Origin of the sequence: Mesorhizobium sp. M5C.F.Ca.ET.164.01.1.1 (genome assembly GCF_004792125.1) — a bacterium.
GTDB classification, from domain to species: Bacteria; Pseudomonadota; Alphaproteobacteria; order Rhizobiales; family Rhizobiaceae; genus Mesorhizobium; species Mesorhizobium wenxiniae.
Map to the genome: position 1 here is coordinate 95,773 of NZ_SRTG01000008.1, position 15,430 is coordinate 111,202.

The following is a 15,430-nucleotide window of genomic DNA, read 5'->3' on the forward strand; positions in this document are numbered from 1 at the left end:
TAGCACTTTTGATCTGCGCATGATCCATTCCGAAATCGGAATCGATTTTTGCTGCGCTGACCTTCGGTTCGGGGTCATCCGCTAGCCGCGAACCGGCCCGTGCGCAATCCCAACAGCAATTGGTCCAGGGGCGCGCTTCACCGCCTCGTGTATGGCGCAGGCGCAATCCACTGCCTAAATAGCGACAGCCCCTCCCCGGAGTTTTTTTGATGACCACATCCCTTTTCCAGCCGATCACACTTGACGGCCTCGCCTTTCCCAACCGCATCGCGGTCGCGCCCATGTGCCAGTATTCCGCCGATGACGGTTCAGCCAGCGACTGGCACCTGTACCATTGGATGAACCTGGCGATGTCCGGCGCCGGCATGGTCACCGTCGAGATGACCGACGTCGAGCGGCGCGGCCGCATCTCTCATGGCTGCCTCGGCCTTTACTCCGACGACAACGAGGCAGCCGCCCGGCGCGCGCTGGATGCCGCCAAGCGCGTCGCCGCCCCCGGCACCAAATTCGGCACGCAGCTTGCCCATGCCGGCCGCAAAGCATCTAACCGGAAGCCTTGGGAAGGCGGCGGGCCGCTCGGTGCCGATCAGGATCCCTGGCCGATCGTGTCCGCCTCGGCAATCGCCTACGACACGGGCTGGCAGGTGCCGCGGGCGCTGGAGGATGAGGAAATCCTGCACATCATCGAACGCTTCGCCGAGGCGGCGAGGCGGGCCGAGCGGGCCGGCTTCGATTTCATCGAATTGCATGCGGCACACGGCTATCTGATCTTCCAGTTCCTGTCGCCGCTTTCCAACCAGCGCACCGACCGCTGGGGCGGCTCGCTGGAAAACCGCATGCGTTTTGTCGTCGAGATCGCCAAGGCGGTGAGGAAGGCAGTGCCCAAGCTGATGCTCGGGGCGCGGCTGTCGATCAAGGAATGGGTCGATGGCGGCTTCGATGTCGAGGACGCGATCGAAGTGGCCAAGGCGCTGAAGGCAGCGGGCGTCGCCTATCTCTGCTGCTCGAGCGGCGGCAATTCGCCCCTGCAGAAGCTGCCGACAGGTCGGGGCTACCAGGTGCATCTGGCGGAAGCCGTGCGCAACGTCGCCGGCATCCCGACGCGGGCCGTCGGCCTGATCGACGACCCGAAGCAGGCCGAGGCGATCGTTGCCGAGGGCCGTGCCGACATGGTGGCTCTGGCCCGCGCCTTCCTCGCCGATCCGCGCTGGGCGTGGCGCGCCGCGGCCACCTTCGGCGAGACGATCCACCCGGCGCCGCAGCTTGCCCGCTCGGTGACGACGATGCAGCATTGGATGAAGGCGGCGGGCTGAGCGACCATTTCCAATGGCTGCGGCCCCAATGACCGCGACCCCAATGATTGAGACCCTTGAGACCTTTACGCGGAAGGACGTGCAACCAAATCGGCCGTTCCGCGTTGGCGGCGATGATGGACAACAAGCCTTTTGAAAAGCCGGTGGTGGTCGAACTTGGCCATGTCGGCAAATACCGTGAGATCCGCAGCACCCAGGAAGCGGCGGAGTGCCTGATGACGGTCTGGCCGCTCAATCGTGGTCCCCGGCATCGCGATGCTCTCGACACTTGCCTAAAAGTGCTGGAGGGTTATCGTTCGACGGCGGATGCGCGCCGCGCATTGGTCGAAGCCGCGAAGGAATCGGACGTGCTGGTTCCCGACGAGAGATTGTCCGACGGCAGGCTGCCCGAAGACAAACTACCCGAAGGCAAACTGCATTGAGCAGACGGAGCTTTTCCCACTGGAGGTTTTCATGGCGAAGCTGACCTACAAGATTGTCGAGCATGACGGGGGCTGGGCCTACAAGGTCGGCTCGACATTCTCGGAAACGTTCCCTACCCACGAGGACGCGCTCCGCGCGGCCGAGATCGCTTCGGCCGAACAGCAGGTCGCCGGCACCACGGACGGCATCCAGTACGAGGACGCCGACGGCAAATGGCACGACGAACTCGCCGACGGCCGGGACCGGCCGCAAACCGAAGTTTCCGATTAGGCTGGTGTCGTATACTGATGACTTCTCGCACCTCCGTTTTCAAGGGCTGGGGCTGCGAGTCATTTTCCTGCTAGGATCCCAGACGTGGCGAATTTCAATCCCGCCGGGAACAAACACGATCAGGAGCAACGAAGAAGAGTGCTTGCCACGCAGCCGCTTTACAGGGCAGTCTGGTAGCGCTACCGTTTCATCATCGCGCGTGACCAGGGAGGAACTTTGGGAGCTGCCGCGGCCAGTTAGGAAAGCGGTTTCCTTCGAAGACGTCGCAGGAAGCATTCGGGAGGAAATCGATGGCGTCTGTCGCGATTGGCGATGTCTACAAATCATTCGGAACCGTCGAAATTCTCCACGGCGTCAGCGTCGATATAGACGATGGCGAGTTCGTCACGCTGGTCGGGCCGTCGGGCTGCGGAAAATCAACCCTTCTCAGGATGATTGCCGGCCTGGAAAAGATTTCGCGCGGCCAGATCGCGATTGGCGAGCGTGTCGTCAACAACGTTGCGCCAAAAGAACGCGACGTCGCCATGGTGTTCCAGAACTATGCGCTGTACCCGCACATGACCGTCGCCGAGAACATGGCGTTCTCGCTCATGCTCAAGGGTGTTTCGAAAGCCGAAAGCGGTGCCAGCGTTCAGCGCGCCGCCGAAATCCTGGGGCTGGTGCCGCTGCTGGCGCGCTATCCTCGGCAGCTTTCCGGCGGCCAGCGCCAGCGCGTCGCCATGGGCCGGGCGATCGTGCGCGATCCGGCGGTCTTCCTGTTCGACGAGCCGCTGTCCAACCTTGACGCCAAACTCAGGGTGCAGATGCGCGCCGAGATCAAGGAACTGCATCAGCGCCTGAAGACCACGACGGTCTATGTCACCCATGACCAGATCGAGGCCATGACCATGGCCGACAAGATCGTGGTCATGCATGACGGCCTCGTCGAGCAGATCGGGCCGCCATTGGAACTCTACGACCGGCCGAACAATCTCTTCGTCGCCAGCTTCATCGGCTCGCCCGCCATGAACATGCTGAGGGGCGAAATCGCAACTGATGGCGGCTCATCGTCTTTTCGCGGCTCCGGGGGGATTTCCCTGCCGCTGGCCGCGGTACCTTCGATCGGCAGCGGCGAACAGGTGGTGCTGGGAATACGACCCGAGCATCTGCGGCTGTCCGACGAAGATGGCATTCCGGTCACCGTCGTGGTGGTCGAGCCGACCGGGTCGGAAGTGCAGCTCATCGGCCGGACGGCCGGCGGCGAAGAGATCGTCGCCAATTTCCGGGAGCGCCATTCCTTCACGCCGGGCGAGACCGTACGGCTGACGGCCGAGCCCGGCCTCATCCATCTCTTTCATGGCCAAACCGGCCAGCGCTTCGAAATGCGCACCCGGCAGTAAGAACCACCGCGAGGAAATAAACAGGAGGAGACGAGCATGAAATTCACCAGACGTGACGTGATCCGCACCACCGCCGGCGTGGCGGCGGGAGCCTTGGGAAGCCGGTTCGTCGGCTCTTCCGCCTTTGCCCAGGAGGGATTGACATACAAGCCCGAAGACGGCGCAAAGCTGCGGATGCTGCGTTGGTCGCCCTTCGTGCAGGGCGATGAGGATCAATGGCTGGCCAACACCAAGCGGTTCACCGAGACGACAGGCGTCGAGGTCCGTGTCGACAAGGAAAGCTGGGAGGACATTCGCCCCAAGGCGGCGGTTGCCGCCAATGTCGGCTCCGGTCCAGATCTGATGTTGGTCTGGTTCGACGACCCGCACCAATACCCCGACAAGTTGCACGACGTGACGGAACTGGGTGAGTATCTCGGCACGAAATACGGCGGCTGGCACGACGGGCCAAAGCAATATGCGACGCGGGAGGGGAAATTCCTCGGCCTGCCTCTGGCCACCATCGGCAATGCCATCGTCTATCGGGAAAGCTGGGTGAAGGAGGCTGGCTTCTCGGAATTTCCGAAGGACACAGCGGGCTTCCTCGAGCTTTGCAAGGCGTTGCAGGCGAAGGGGCATCCGGCCGGCTTCACGCACGGCCATGGCGTCGGCGACGGCAACAACTATGCTCACTGGCTGCTTTGGAGCCACGGCGGCCAAATGGTCGACGAGAGCGGAAAGGTGACGATCAACAGCCCGGAGACGCTCAAGGCGATCGAATACGCGCAGGAACTCTACAAGACCTTCATCCCCGGCACCGAAAGCTGGCTCGACGTGAACAACAACCGCGCCTTCCTGGCCGGCGAACTGGGCGTCATCGCCAACGGCATTTCCGTGTATAACACGGCCAAGACCAACAAGGACAATGATCCGAAACTGACTGAAATCGCCAAGGACATGCGCACGACCAGCCTGCCGATCGGTCCCGTCGGGAAATCGGTCGAGCTGTTCCAGGTGACCACGGCCGTGATCTTCGACTACACGCCCTACCCCAACGCGGCAAAGGCCTATCTGCAGTTCATGTTCGAGGAACAGCAAATGGCGGAGTGGATTACCTCCTCGGCCGCCTACTGCTGCCAGACACTCAAAGCCTTCGACAACAATCCGGTATGGACGGCCGACCCGAACAATGCCGCCTACGCCAAGGCCTCGGCGACGCTGCGTCCCAACGGCTATGCCGGGCCGCTCGGCTACGCCTCGGCGGCGACCATGGCCGATTATGTCCTGGTCGACATGTTCGCCAAGGCCGTGACGGGCCAGGCGACGGCGCAGGAGGCGATGGAAGAGGCGGAGAAACGCGCCAACCGGTACTATCGCGTTTGATCACAGCCGAGCCGGGCAGCCGCGACCGCGCTGCCCGGTCTGGTTCCTGAAATCGTGTGGCGGCCACTCAGGCCATCATGCCAGCAGACCTTATGAGGAGCCGTCCCATGGCCGTGTCGTCCGCTGCCGTTCAGCCGCGTCCGTCGATCCTGTCGCGGAGCCTGTCGCTCCTGGCCGACAGCCGGAACGCGCTTGGCTTCGGCTTCATGCTGCCGGCGGCAGCGCTGCTGCTGGTCTTTCTGACCTATCCGCTGGGACTCGGCATCTGGCTCGGCTTCACGGATGCCCGCATCGGCCGCCCCGGTATCTTCATCGGCATCGAAAACTACCAATATCTGTCGGATGACGCCGTCTTCTGGCTCTCCGTATTCAACACCTTGCTCTACACAATAAGCGCCTCGATCCTGAAGTTCGCGCTCGGCCTCTGGCTGGCGCTTATCCTCAATCAGAACCTTCCCTTCAAATCGTTCTTCCGCGCGATCGTCCTGCTGCCGTGGGTGGTGCCGACGGTGCTGTCGGCCATCGCCTTCTGGTGGATATACGATTCGCAGTTCTCCATCCTGTCCTGGGCGCTTATGGAAATGGGCCTAATCGACCATCGCATCAATTTCCTCGGCGACCCGGAGAATGCGCGCGCTTCGGTCATCGCGGCCAATGTCTGGCGCGGCATTCCGTTCGTCGCCATCACGCTGCTGGCCGGCTTGCAGACGATTCCCCAGTCGCTTTACGAGGCCGCCACGCTCGACGGCGCCAGCCGCTGGCAATTGTTCCGTTTTGTGACGCTGCCGCTGCTGACGCCGATCATCGCCATCACCATGACGTTCTCTGTGCTGTTCACCTTCACCGATTTCCAGCTGATCTATGTGCTGACCCGCGGCGGACCGGTCAATGCCACCCATCTGATGGCGACATTGTCGTTTCAGCGCGGCATTTCGGGAGGCCAGCTTGGCGAGGGCGCCGCCATCGCTGTCGCCATGATCCCGTTCCTGCTTGCGGCGATCCTGTTCAGCTATTTCGGCTTGCAACGCCGCAAATGGCAGCAGGGCGGCGGAGACTGACATGGCCACGATCAAAAAAACGAATCGTCAGGAACTCGACGAAGGCGGCATGGGCTACCTTCAGAGCCTGCCGCGGCGCGTGGTGACGGTCTATCTGCCGTTGCTGGTGTTCGTCATCGTGCTGTTGTTCCCGTTCTACTGGATGACGATCACGGCGATTAAGCCCAATCACGAGATGACCGACTACGCCAATTTCAATCCGTTCTGGGTCGTGCATCCGACATTCGAGCACATCCGCTATCTCTTGTTCGACACGTCCTATCCGGGCTGGCTGCTCAACACGATCATCATCTCGACCGCCGCGACGTTCCTGTCGCTGCTGGCTGCGGTGTTCGCGGCCTATGCGATCGAACGGCTGAGGTTTTCGGGGGCGCGGCAGGTCGGGCTCGCGATCTTCCTCGCGTATCTCGTGCCGCCGTCGATCCTGTTCATCCCGCTGTCGGTGATGGTGTTCAACCTTGGGCTTTACGACACGCCCTTCGCGCTCATTCTTACTTACCCGACCTTCCTGGTACCCTTCTGCACGTGGCTGCTGATGGGTTACTTCCGCTCCATCCCGTTCGAACTGGAAGAATGCGCGCTCATCGACGGGGCGAGCCGGTGGCAGATCCTCACCAAGATCGTGCTGCCGCTGTCGGTGCCCGGCCTGATTTCAGCCGGCATATTCGCATTCACCCTGTCATGGAACGAATTCATCTATGCCCTGACATTCATCCAGTCGTCCGAAAACAAGACCGTGCCGGTCGGGGTGCTCACGGAGCTTGTCCGTTCCGACGTCTATGAGTGGGGAGCGCTGATGGCCGGAGCCCTGATCGGCTCCCTGCCGGTGGTCGTGCTTTATTCGTTCTTTGTCGAGCACTACGTTTCCTCGATGACCGGTGCGGTGAAGGAATAGCGCGTATGGCGCCGCACCTTCTCCCTTCTCCCTTGTGGGAGAATGTGGCCTCGCGAAGCGAGGTCGGGGTGTTCCAGCTTGGTGCCGACCGCGTTCCAGCCAGCACCCGTCTTGGCGCTGCGCGCCAATCCACTTTCTCCCACAAGGGGAAGGAAGAGCCGCACCGTGGGCGCCAATATCCTGGCGTATTGCCGCCGGCGAGCCGCCGCGCTATCTCAGGCGACCTTGCCTGCCTAAAGGCGACCTGTCTGCCCGAGGCGACTCTGTCTGCCCGAGGCGACTCTGTCTGCCTAAGGCGACCTATTGCCGGAGCTCCCATGTCTGAAATCGTCACCGCCGCCATGCTCGTCATCGGTGATGAGATTCTGTCCGGCCGCACCAAGGACAAGAATATCGGCCATCTCGCCGAAATCATGACGGCGATCGGCATCGACCTGAAGGAGGTGCGCATCGTTCCCGACGAGGACGACGAGATCGTCGCCGCGGTGAACGCCCTACGTGCCCGCTACACCTATGTCTTCACGACCGGCGGCATTGGCCCCACGCATGACGACATCACCGCGGATGCCATTTCCAACGCCTTCGGCGTGCCCTGCGAATACGACGCCAAGGCCTATGCCATGCTGGAAGCGAGCTACGCCGCGCGCGGCATCGAATACACCGAGGCGCGCAAGCGCATGGCGCGGATGCCGCGTGGTGCCGACCATATCGACAACCCAGTGTCCATCGCGCCCGGCTTTCGCATCGGCAACGTCCATGTCATGGCCGGCGTGCCGTCGATTTTCCAGGCGATGCTCGACAATGTGGTGCCGACGCTGAAGGCCGGCACCAGAATGCTGTCGGCCACCGTGCACTGTCCGTTCGGCGAAGGCCTGGTCGGCGGACCGCTCGGCGACATCCAGAAGGCGCATCCGGATACTATCATCGGGTCCTACCCGAAATATGGCGACGGCAAGTTCTGGACCGAGCTGGTCGTCCGTGCCCGCAGCCAGGAAGCGCTGGACGCCGCCTACGCCGATGTCGAGGCGATGGTCGCAGGCCTCGCCAGCGCGGCCAGCTGACCTAAAGCGCGTCACGTCTGAGAGGTTTCATGCGACGCGCTTTAGGTTCTTTTTTATGCATGTCGTTATCCCAAAACCGCTGCGCACTTTTGGGCGACATGCATTAGCCGGAACCAAGCATGGTGATGTAACGTTTCATGCGGGCGAGTTCCGATCGCCGTAAATTGAGGGGTTACCATGCGATTCAAGACCATCGTTGCTATACTGCAGAACGAACAGGACGCGGTGCGCGTGCTCGAATGCGCCATTCCGCTTGCCGACAGGTTCCAGAGCCATCTCATCGGCATTCATGCCGAAGCGCTTCCCGTCCCCTACACCTCGGCCACCGGCTTTCCGGACACCGAGTTCCTGCAGGTTTCGGCCGACATGAACAAGGAGCGTGCTGAAAAATTGCAGGCGGTTTTCCTCAGGCATGTCGAGGATTCCGGCCTGTCCTTCGAGTGGCGCAGCCTCGAGAGCTTTTCCGGAGACAGCGCGCTGACCGGCATCCCAACCGTCCGCACTGCGGACCTGATCATCGCCGCGCAGCGCGAGTCGGGCGGCGACCCGAGCGCCGATGTCGACACGCTGGTCTACGACGCCGGCCGGCCGGTGCTGGTCGTGCCGCATTCAGGCCCGCTCGTCACCAGCTTCAAGCATGTGCTGCTCGCCTGGAATGGCAGCAAGGAAGCCGCTCGCGCCGCCTTCGATGCCCTGCCCTTCATCATCGATGCCGAGAAGACTGATATTGTCGTCATTGACCCGCCGGATACGCTCGACGAGGCTCCGGAGGCGGCCGGCGCCGAAATCGCCGCTGCCCTGTCCAGGCATGGCGCCACCGTCAGCGTCTCGGTGCTGCAATCGGGCGGCCACTCGGTCGACGACGTGATCCAGACCAGGGTTGCCGAAACCGGCGCCGATCTGCTCGTGCTCGGCGCCTACAGCCATTCCTGGCTGCGCCAGCTTCTGTTCGGCGGGGTCACGCGCACGGTGCTGCGCACGTTGCCGGTGGCAGCTTTCCTGTCACGGTAAGTCCACAAAGGGTAACTCCACAGGGGCGAGTTCACAGGGATCGCCTGCCGCCGCCCTTGCCAAGGCCAAGGCTTTCCAGTTAATTCCGCGCGCATTCCTTCAAGTGTTTGCGCGCGGTTTTTCGCGCGCTGCGGAGTGCATGCAAAAATGTCCCTTCCCGAAAAGGCCTTTCCCGTCTCCTGGGATCAGTTCCACCGCGACGCGCGTGCGCTTGCCTGGCGGCTTGCCGGCGCCAACAAAGGCCAGTGGAAGGCGATCGTCTGCATCACGCGCGGCGGCTTGGTTCCGGCCGCCATCATCTCGCGTGAACTCGGCATCCGGGTCATCGAGACGGTTTGCGTCGCCTCCTATCACGACTACGCCAGCCAGGGGCAGCTGCAGGTGCTGAAGGAGGTCACGCCGGCACTGCTCGCCGATGACGGCGCCGGCGTGCTGATCATCGACGACCTCACCGATACCGGCAAGACCGCGGGCATCGTGCGCGCCATGATGCCCAAGGCGCATTTCGCCACGGTCTACGCCAAGCCGAAAGGCAGGCCGCTGGTCGACACCTTCGTCACCGAGGTCAGCCAGGACACCTGGATCTATTTTCCGTGGGATATGGGCTTCACCTACCAGAAGCCGATCGCCGACGATCACGTGGGTTGATTCGCGGCAACTGCTTTTTCTCCCGGAACATGCCGGCGAGCACTTCTTGAAAGAGTGCCGCGGCGCACGATATTTCCTGAATGGACGCCTGTGGTGTGGTTAACCAGTCCGTATGAGGATTTTTACTTTTATTGCTCATGATTAGCCGTAAGATTCACGAGACGGCAGATGATTCTGGAGGCTGGGGCAAGCTTCTCCGATGTTGACGAGGCCAGCAACGCACAACCATTTGGCCGAAAGGGTTCAGCGGCTCTTCGGCACAGCGCCGTGCCGCCTGCAGGTTGCAGCATTGCCCTGGCGCGATACCGGGCATGGCGTCGAGATCATGCTGATCACCAGCCGCGATACCGGTCGCTGGGTGCTTCCCAAGGGCTGGCCTGAGGCCAAGGAACTGCTTTGCGAAGCGGCGGCCCGCGAGGCCGGCGAGGAAGCCGGACTGCGCGGCACGATCTCCCACCACGAAGCCGGCCGCTACTTCTATGCCAAGGCATTGGCTTCCGGCGAGGAAGTGCCTTGCGAAGTCCTGGTATTTCCGCTGCAGGTCGACAAGATCGCCGACCGGTGGAAGGAAAAGCGGTCGCGCACCCGTAAATGGGTCAGCCCCGCCGAGGCCGTGCGCATGGTCAACGAGCCGGACCTTGGTCAGATCATCGCCTATTTCTGCGCCGATCCGCACCAGTTCTCCTGAGCAAGGCGCACTGGCCAAAGCTGCGCACCTGCCGCATCACCGGCGATGCTCTTTGGCGAAGAGAATCGATTTGACCACCACGGCTTTGGCGTGCGTTGTCATCACGGTCGATGGCCTGGACGTGGGACAAAATCGAAATCCTCCGCGCCACTTCTATCCCCGTTATCCACATATGTGACACACAAGATGTTGGGGTCACAAAAGCTACGCAAACGAATCCTTGACGGCGCAAAACGAGTCGCCTTTTATGGGCCATGCGCTCCTGTTGAGAGTGCGACCGGAAAGTTCTGAGCCCGGTCTTTTTCCCGGATTATGTGCGTTTTGGCCGCATTTCCGCCTGTCTACGAGGCCAGCGGATGCGTTGGGGTTGTGGGGTCTTTGGGGGCGAAAGGGAAAAATGTCGGACTGGAATAAATTGTCTGTTAACACTATATTTAGCGTTTGCAGGTAGGTTCGACGCTAGATAGTGTGAGCTTCCCTCGATTGAGGGAGTCGAAAAAAGCTTCAGTTTTGAGGGACCCACAGGGTTCGCCGGCGCGTTGGACAGGTACTTCGCAAGGAGTTTGACCAGCAGGGCGGCGGCGGCTGTGAAAAAGGAGCCGGCCGTTTTCTAACGCCGGCAGGCGGCGGACATGCGCGTTTCGCCAAGGGGGCAGAAATCCCCTTGGAAAAGCGCTATATGTAGACACACAAAGGGATAGGACCAATGCGCATCGAGCGTCGTTTCACCAAGCAAGGGCTAGCAGGTCAAGAAGGGGCGGCTTATGCGGAGATCGAATTCCGCAAGGCGCTTTCGGAGATCAAGAATCCGGATGGCTCGGTGGTGTTCCGCTTGGACAATATCGATGTGCCGGCGCAGTTCAGCCAGGTTGCCGCCGACATCCTGGCGCAGAAATATTTCCGCAAGGCCGGTGTGCCGGCACGGCTGAAGAAGGTCGAGGAGAATGATGTCCCCTCCTTCCTGTGGCGCTCCGTTGCCGACGAGGCCGAACTGGCAAAACTGCCCGAGGGCGAGCGCTACGGCTCCGAGATCGACGCCCGCCAGGTCTTCGATCGCCTCGCCGGTACATGGACCTATTGGGGCTGGAAGGGCGGCTACTTCAAGTCGGAGGAAGACGCGCGCGCGTTCCGCGACGAGCTTGCCTACATGCTGGCCACCCAGCGCGTTGCGCCGAACTCGCCGCAATGGTTCAACACCGGCCTGCACTGGGCCTATGGCATCGACGGCCCGAGCCAGGGTCACTTCTATGTCGACCCGTTCACCGGCAAGCTGACCAAGTCGAAGTCTTCCTACGAGCATCCGCAGCCGCATGCCTGCTTTATCCAGGGCGTGCAGGACGATCTCGTCAACGAAGGCGGCATCATGGACCTGTGGGTGCGTGAAGCGCGGCTGTTCAAATATGGCTCCGGCACCGGCTCCAACTTTTCATTCCTGCGCGGCGAAGGCGAAAAGCTGTCCGGCGGCGGCCGCTCGTCCGGCCTGATGAGCTTCCTGAAGATCGGCGACCGCGCGGCGGGCGCCATCAAGTCGGGCGGCACGACGCGCCGCGCCGCAAAGATGGTCATCGTCGACGCGGACCATCCCGATATCGAGGAGTTCATCGACTGGAAGGTCAATGAGGAGCAGAAGGTCGCCTCGCTGGTCACCGGCTCCAAGATCGTCAAGAAGCACCTCGAAGCGATCATGAAGGCCTGCATCAACTGCGAAGGCCAGGACGACGATTGCTTCGACCCGGCGATCAACACAGCGCTGAAGCGCGAGATCAAGTCGGCCAAGAAGGACGGGGTGCCGGAGAACTACATCTACCGCGTCATCCAGTTCGCCAAGCAGGGCTACACTTCGATGTCGTTCAAGACCTACGACACCGACTGGGATTCGGATGCCTACCTCACCGTTTCGGGCCAGAACTCCAACAATTCGGTCTCTCTGAAGGACGATTTCCTGCGCGCCGTAGAGCAGGACGGCGACTGGCACCTCACCGCCCGCAAGGACGGCAAGGTGCTGAAGACGCTGAAGGCCAGGGATCTGTGGGAGAAGATCGGCTATGCCGCCTGGGCGTCGGCCGATCCGGGCCTGCACTTCAACACGACGATGAATGACTGGCACACCTGCGCCTCGGCCGGTGCGATCCGGGCGTCCAACCCGTGCTCGGAATACATGTTCCTCGACGACACGGCCTGCAACCTGGCGTCGATCAACCTGCTGCCCTACCGCAACGCCAACGGCACCATCGACATATCAGCCTTCGAGCACACCGTTCGCCTCTGGACCATGGTGCTGGAAATTTCCGTGATGATGGCGCAGTTCCCGTCGAAGGAGATCGCCAAGCTCTCCTACGAATACCGCACGCTCGGCCTCGGCTACGCCAATATTGGCGGCCTGCTGATGACCTCGGGCATTCCCTATGATTCCGACGAGGGCCGCGCCATCTGCGCAGCACTCACCGCTGTTATGACCGGCACGGCCTATGCCACCTCGGCCGAAATGGCCGCCGAGCTCGGCGCCTTCCCCGACTACGACCGCAATGCGCAGAACATGCTGCGCGTCATGCGCAACCACCGCCGCGCTGCCTATGGCGACAAAGATGGCTACGAGAAGCTCGCCGTCAACCCGGTGCCGCTGGTCGCCTCCGACCTGAAGCAGCCTGAGCTTGCCGCCCATGCCAAGGCTGCCTGGGACCGCGCCATCGAGCTCGGCGAGGAGCATGGCTACCGCAATGCGCAGGCGACCGTAATCGCGCCGACCGGCACGATCGGCCTGGTCATGGATTGCGACACCACCGGCATCGAGCCCGACTTCGCGCTGGTGAAGTTCAAGAAGCTGGCCGGCGGCGGCTATTTCAAGATCATCAACCGCGCCGTGCCGGAAGCGCTGCGCACGCTGGGCTATTCGGAAGCGCAGATCGCCGAGATCGAGGCCTATGCGGTCGGCCACGGCAACCTCAACCAGGCGCCTGGCATCAATCCCGGCTCGCTCAAGGCAAAGGGTTTTACGGACGACAAGATCGCGGCACTCAATGCGGCGCTGAAGTCGGCGTTCGACATCAAGTTCGTCTTCAACCAGTGGACGCTGGGTGCGGACTGGGTGAAGGAGACGTTTGGCTTCACCGACGAGCAGCTCAACGATTTCTCGTTCGAGATGCTGCCGGCACTTGGTTTTTCGCGCAAGGACATCGAGGCCGCCAACATCCATGTCTGCGGGGCGATGACGCTGGAAGGCGCGCCGTTCCTGAAGGCCGAACATCTGCCGGTGTTCGACTGCGCCAGCCCGTGCGGCAAGATCGGTAAGCGTTCGCTGTCGATCAACAGCCACATCCAGATGATGGCGGCGGCCCAGCCCTTCATCTCCGGCGCCATTTCCAAGACCATCAACATGCCGAACGACGCGACGGTGGAAGACGCCAAGGGCGCCTACATGCTGTCGTGGAAGCTGGCGCTGAAGGCTAACGCGCTCTATCGCGACGGCTCTAAGCTCTCGCAGCCGCTCAACGCCTCGCTGCTTGCGGACGTCGAAGACGACGAGGACGAGGCGATCGAGCAGCTGATCGCGGCACCCGCCGCACAGCGCGCCGTGCAGGTGACCGAAAAAATCGTCGAGCGCGTCGTGGAACGCCTTTATCGCGATCGCGAGAAACTGCCGAACCGCCGCAAGGGCTATACCCAGAAAGCGGTCGTCGGCGGCCACAAGGTCTATCTCAGGACCGGCGAATTCGACGACGGTCGGCTTGGCGAGATCTTCATCGACATGCACAAGGAGGGTGCGGCCTTCCGGGCGATGATGAACAACTTCGCCATCGCCATCTCGCTCGGCCTGCAATACGGCGTGCCGCTCGACGAATATGTCGAAGCCTTCACCTTCACCAAATTCGAGCCGGCCGGCATGGTGCAGGGCAACGACGCGATCAAGAACGCCACGTCGATCCTCGACTACGTGTTCCGCGAGCTTGCCGTGTCCTATCTTGCGCGCCACGACCTCGCCCATGTCGACCAGTCGGATTTCGACAAGACCGCACTCGGGCGCGGCATCACCGAAGGCAAGGCGACGCCCTTCTCCAAGGGACTGACTCGCGGCGTCTCACCGGTCAAGCTGGTGTCGGGTGCCGAGCCCAAGGGCTTCGGGGGTTCAAGTCCCTCTCCCGCTACCGTCCCCACTCGTTCGGCGCCGACGGCGTTCTCAGGCTCCAATGTGCTGGCGCTGAAGCCGGCCAGCGACGAAGCCATCGCCTACAAGCGCGACTATGAAGAGCGCGCCAGGGAACTGGTCGAAGAGATCGCCGAGGAAGAAGCCGAGGCTTCGGGGGAGCTGTTCACCGATGCCGCCGCGCAGGAGGCCGCCGAGGCGAAAGCGCTCGCCGCGACAAGGCGTCAGCAATCGCTGATGCAGGGCTACACCGGCAACGAATGCTCGGAATGCCACAATTTTACGATGGTGCGGAACGGGACGTGCGAGAAGTGCGACACCTGCGGAGCTACGAGCGGGTGCAGCTGAGGAGAATCTGCAGCGCTGGAACGCAACATCATCGGCCCCGGTCGTAAGATCGGGCCGAAATGTTTTTAAGGGCCGTGATCCGACGCAGCCTTCCCTTCTGCCCTTGTGGGAGAAGGTGGCCGAGCGAAGCTCGGTCGGATGAGGGGTGTTCCAGCTTGGCACGGACGGCGATCCTTCCAGCACCCCTCAACCGTCTCGGCGCTGCGCGCCGATCCACCTTCTCCCACAAGGGGAGAAGGGCAAGACTGTGCTACCGCCACGGTTGCAAATTCTCATCGCGGACATAAGCGATGATGGTGTCGCAGACGGCGTTCAAGTCCCGCAGCACGTCGTCGTTCCAGAAACGCAGCACGTCGTCGTTCCAGAAACGCAGCACGCGAAAGCCCCTCGCCTTCAATTCGGCGTCTCGTTCCCGATCGTAGTTCGAGTCCGCATGCTGGCTGCCGTCGATCTCGACGATCAGGCTGGCCTCGGCGCAAACGAAATCGGCGATGAATTTGCCGACAGGAACCTGACGCCGGAATTTGATGCGATCGAGCCTGCGTCCGCGCGGCTCGTGCCACAGGCGGTCTTCCGCCTCCGTTGGCTCGCGGCGCATCGAGCGAGCGAAATCACGTTTGGTCGGAGCAACGGGCTGGGGTGGCATGGGGCGAGATTACCAGCCTTGGCGCTCCGTCCAGCACCATCGTCACGCAAATCGCTGACATTCGAGATTGGCTAAAGCGCGGAATGCCGCGCCTTCCCTTCTCCCCCTGTGGGAGAAGGTGGCCTCGCGAAGCGAGGTCGGATGAGGTGTGTTCCAGCTTGGCACCGACGGCCCTCCGTCCAACACC

The 15,430-nt window shown here is 62.1% G+C and carries 13 protein-coding genes; 12 read left to right on the forward strand and 1 reads right to left on the reverse strand.

Annotation, left to right across the window (positions count from 1 at the left end; translation table 11 throughout):
• The first annotated feature begins 209 nt into the window (after nt 1-209).
• The 12 genes from EN807_RS28730 to EN807_RS28785 all read left to right on the forward strand — a co-directional run bounded on the left by EN807_RS28730 (nt 210) and on the right by EN807_RS28785 (nt 14,597).
• Complete coding sequence (locus tag EN807_RS28730) at nt 210-1,313, forward strand: NADH:flavin oxidoreductase/NADH oxidase (protein WP_135937632.1); 1,104 nt, start codon at nt 210-212, stop codon at nt 1,311-1,313.
• A gap of 113 nt (nt 1,314-1,426) precedes the next feature.
• The gene (locus tag EN807_RS28735; protein WP_135937633.1) at nt 1,427-1,735 is read left to right on the forward strand and encodes a DUF982 domain-containing protein; all 309 of its coding nucleotides are present in this window, start codon (nt 1,427-1,429) and stop codon (nt 1,733-1,735) included.
• A gap of 31 nt (nt 1,736-1,766) precedes the next feature.
• Nucleotides 1,767-2,006, forward strand: a complete 240-nt coding sequence (locus EN807_RS28740; RefSeq protein WP_065008174.1) for a DUF2188 domain-containing protein — start codon at nt 1,767-1,769, stop codon at nt 2,004-2,006.
• Between the two features lie 290 nt (nt 2,007-2,296).
• Entirely contained in the window at nt 2,297-3,385 is a 1,089-nt protein-coding gene (ugpC, locus tag EN807_RS28745) for a sn-glycerol-3-phosphate ABC transporter ATP-binding protein UgpC (protein WP_135937634.1), read from the forward strand.
• A gap of 36 nt (nt 3,386-3,421) precedes the next feature.
• Nucleotides 3,422-4,747: an ABC transporter substrate-binding protein gene (locus EN807_RS28750; RefSeq protein ID WP_135937635.1), complete on the forward strand. Its 1,326-nt coding sequence runs from the start codon at nt 3,422-3,424 to the stop codon at nt 4,745-4,747.
• Nucleotides 4,748-4,854: 107 nt separating this feature from the next.
• A complete protein-coding gene (locus tag EN807_RS28755; protein ID WP_023798201.1) occupies nt 4,855-5,805 on the forward strand; it encodes a sugar ABC transporter permease in 951 nt (316 codons plus the stop codon).
• Nucleotide 5,806: 1 nt separating this feature from the next.
• Nucleotides 5,807-6,700 (forward strand): carbohydrate ABC transporter permease, encoded by an 894-nt coding sequence (locus tag EN807_RS28760; protein ID WP_128342214.1) that lies wholly within the window; start codon nt 5,807-5,809, stop codon nt 6,698-6,700.
• A gap of 317 nt (nt 6,701-7,017) precedes the next feature.
• The gene (locus EN807_RS28765; protein WP_135937636.1) at nt 7,018-7,761 is read left to right on the forward strand and encodes a competence/damage-inducible protein A; all 744 of its coding nucleotides are present in this window, start codon (nt 7,018-7,020) and stop codon (nt 7,759-7,761) included.
• A 177-nt stretch (nt 7,762-7,938) separates the two neighbouring features.
• Nucleotides 7,939-8,772 carry a universal stress protein gene (locus tag EN807_RS28770; RefSeq protein ID WP_127317027.1) on the forward strand — a complete coding sequence of 278 codons (834 nt, stop codon included), beginning with the start codon at nt 7,939-7,941 and terminating at the stop codon, nt 8,770-8,772.
• A 147-nt stretch (nt 8,773-8,919) separates the two neighbouring features.
• Nucleotides 8,920-9,420 carry a xanthine phosphoribosyltransferase gene (gene gpt, locus EN807_RS28775; protein WP_029353723.1) on the forward strand — a complete coding sequence of 167 codons (501 nt, stop codon included), beginning with the start codon at nt 8,920-8,922 and terminating at the stop codon, nt 9,418-9,420.
• Nucleotides 9,421-9,619: 199 nt separating this feature from the next.
• The gene (locus EN807_RS28780) at nt 9,620-10,108 is read left to right on the forward strand and encodes an NUDIX hydrolase (protein ID WP_127317028.1); all 489 of its coding nucleotides are present in this window, start codon (nt 9,620-9,622) and stop codon (nt 10,106-10,108) included.
• Between the two features lie 706 nt (nt 10,109-10,814).
• The gene (locus EN807_RS28785) at nt 10,815-14,597 is read left to right on the forward strand and encodes a vitamin B12-dependent ribonucleotide reductase (RefSeq protein WP_135937637.1); all 3,783 of its coding nucleotides are present in this window, start codon (nt 10,815-10,817) and stop codon (nt 14,595-14,597) included.
• 250 nt (nt 14,598-14,847) lie between these two features.
• Here the strand turns inward: EN807_RS28785 and EN807_RS28790 are convergent, their stop codons facing one another.
• The gene (locus EN807_RS28790; protein ID WP_135937638.1) at nt 14,848-15,243 is read right to left on the reverse strand and encodes an endonuclease domain-containing protein; all 396 of its coding nucleotides are present in this window, start codon (nt 15,241-15,243) and stop codon (nt 14,848-14,850) included.
• Nucleotides 15,244-15,430 lie beyond the last annotated feature (187 nt).

Bases quoted from the DNA above. Each gene is read 5' to 3' on its own strand.
- EN807_RS28780 (WP_127317028.1), top strand. From the start codon at position 9,620: ATGTTGACGAGGCCAGCAACGCACAACCATTTGGCCGAAAGGGTTCAG.
- EN807_RS28770 (WP_127317027.1), top strand. From the start codon at position 7,939: ATGCGATTCAAGACCATCGTTGCTATACTGCAGAACGAACAGGACGCG.
- EN807_RS28730 (WP_135937632.1), top strand. From the start codon at position 210: ATGACCACATCCCTTTTCCAGCCGATCACACTTGACGGCCTCGCCTTT.
- EN807_RS28750 (WP_135937635.1), top strand. From the start codon at position 3,422: ATGAAATTCACCAGACGTGACGTGATCCGCACCACCGCCGGCGTGGCG.
- gpt (WP_029353723.1), top strand. From the start codon at position 8,920: ATGTCCCTTCCCGAAAAGGCCTTTCCCGTCTCCTGGGATCAGTTCCAC.
- EN807_RS28755 (WP_023798201.1), top strand. From the start codon at position 4,855: ATGGCCGTGTCGTCCGCTGCCGTTCAGCCGCGTCCGTCGATCCTGTCG.
- EN807_RS28760 (WP_128342214.1), top strand. From the start codon at position 5,807: ATGGCCACGATCAAAAAAACGAATCGTCAGGAACTCGACGAAGGCGGC.
- EN807_RS28785 (WP_135937637.1), top strand. From the start codon at position 10,815: ATGCGCATCGAGCGTCGTTTCACCAAGCAAGGGCTAGCAGGTCAAGAA.
- EN807_RS28740 (WP_065008174.1), top strand. From the start codon at position 1,767: ATGGCGAAGCTGACCTACAAGATTGTCGAGCATGACGGGGGCTGGGCC.
- EN807_RS28765 (WP_135937636.1), top strand. From the start codon at position 7,018: ATGTCTGAAATCGTCACCGCCGCCATGCTCGTCATCGGTGATGAGATT.
- EN807_RS28790 (WP_135937638.1), bottom strand. From the start codon at position 15,243: ATGCCACCCCAGCCCGTTGCTCCGACCAAACGTGATTTCGCTCGCTCG.
- ugpC (WP_135937634.1), top strand. From the start codon at position 2,297: ATGGCGTCTGTCGCGATTGGCGATGTCTACAAATCATTCGGAACCGTC.
- EN807_RS28735 (WP_135937633.1), top strand. From the start codon at position 1,427: ATGATGGACAACAAGCCTTTTGAAAAGCCGGTGGTGGTCGAACTTGGC.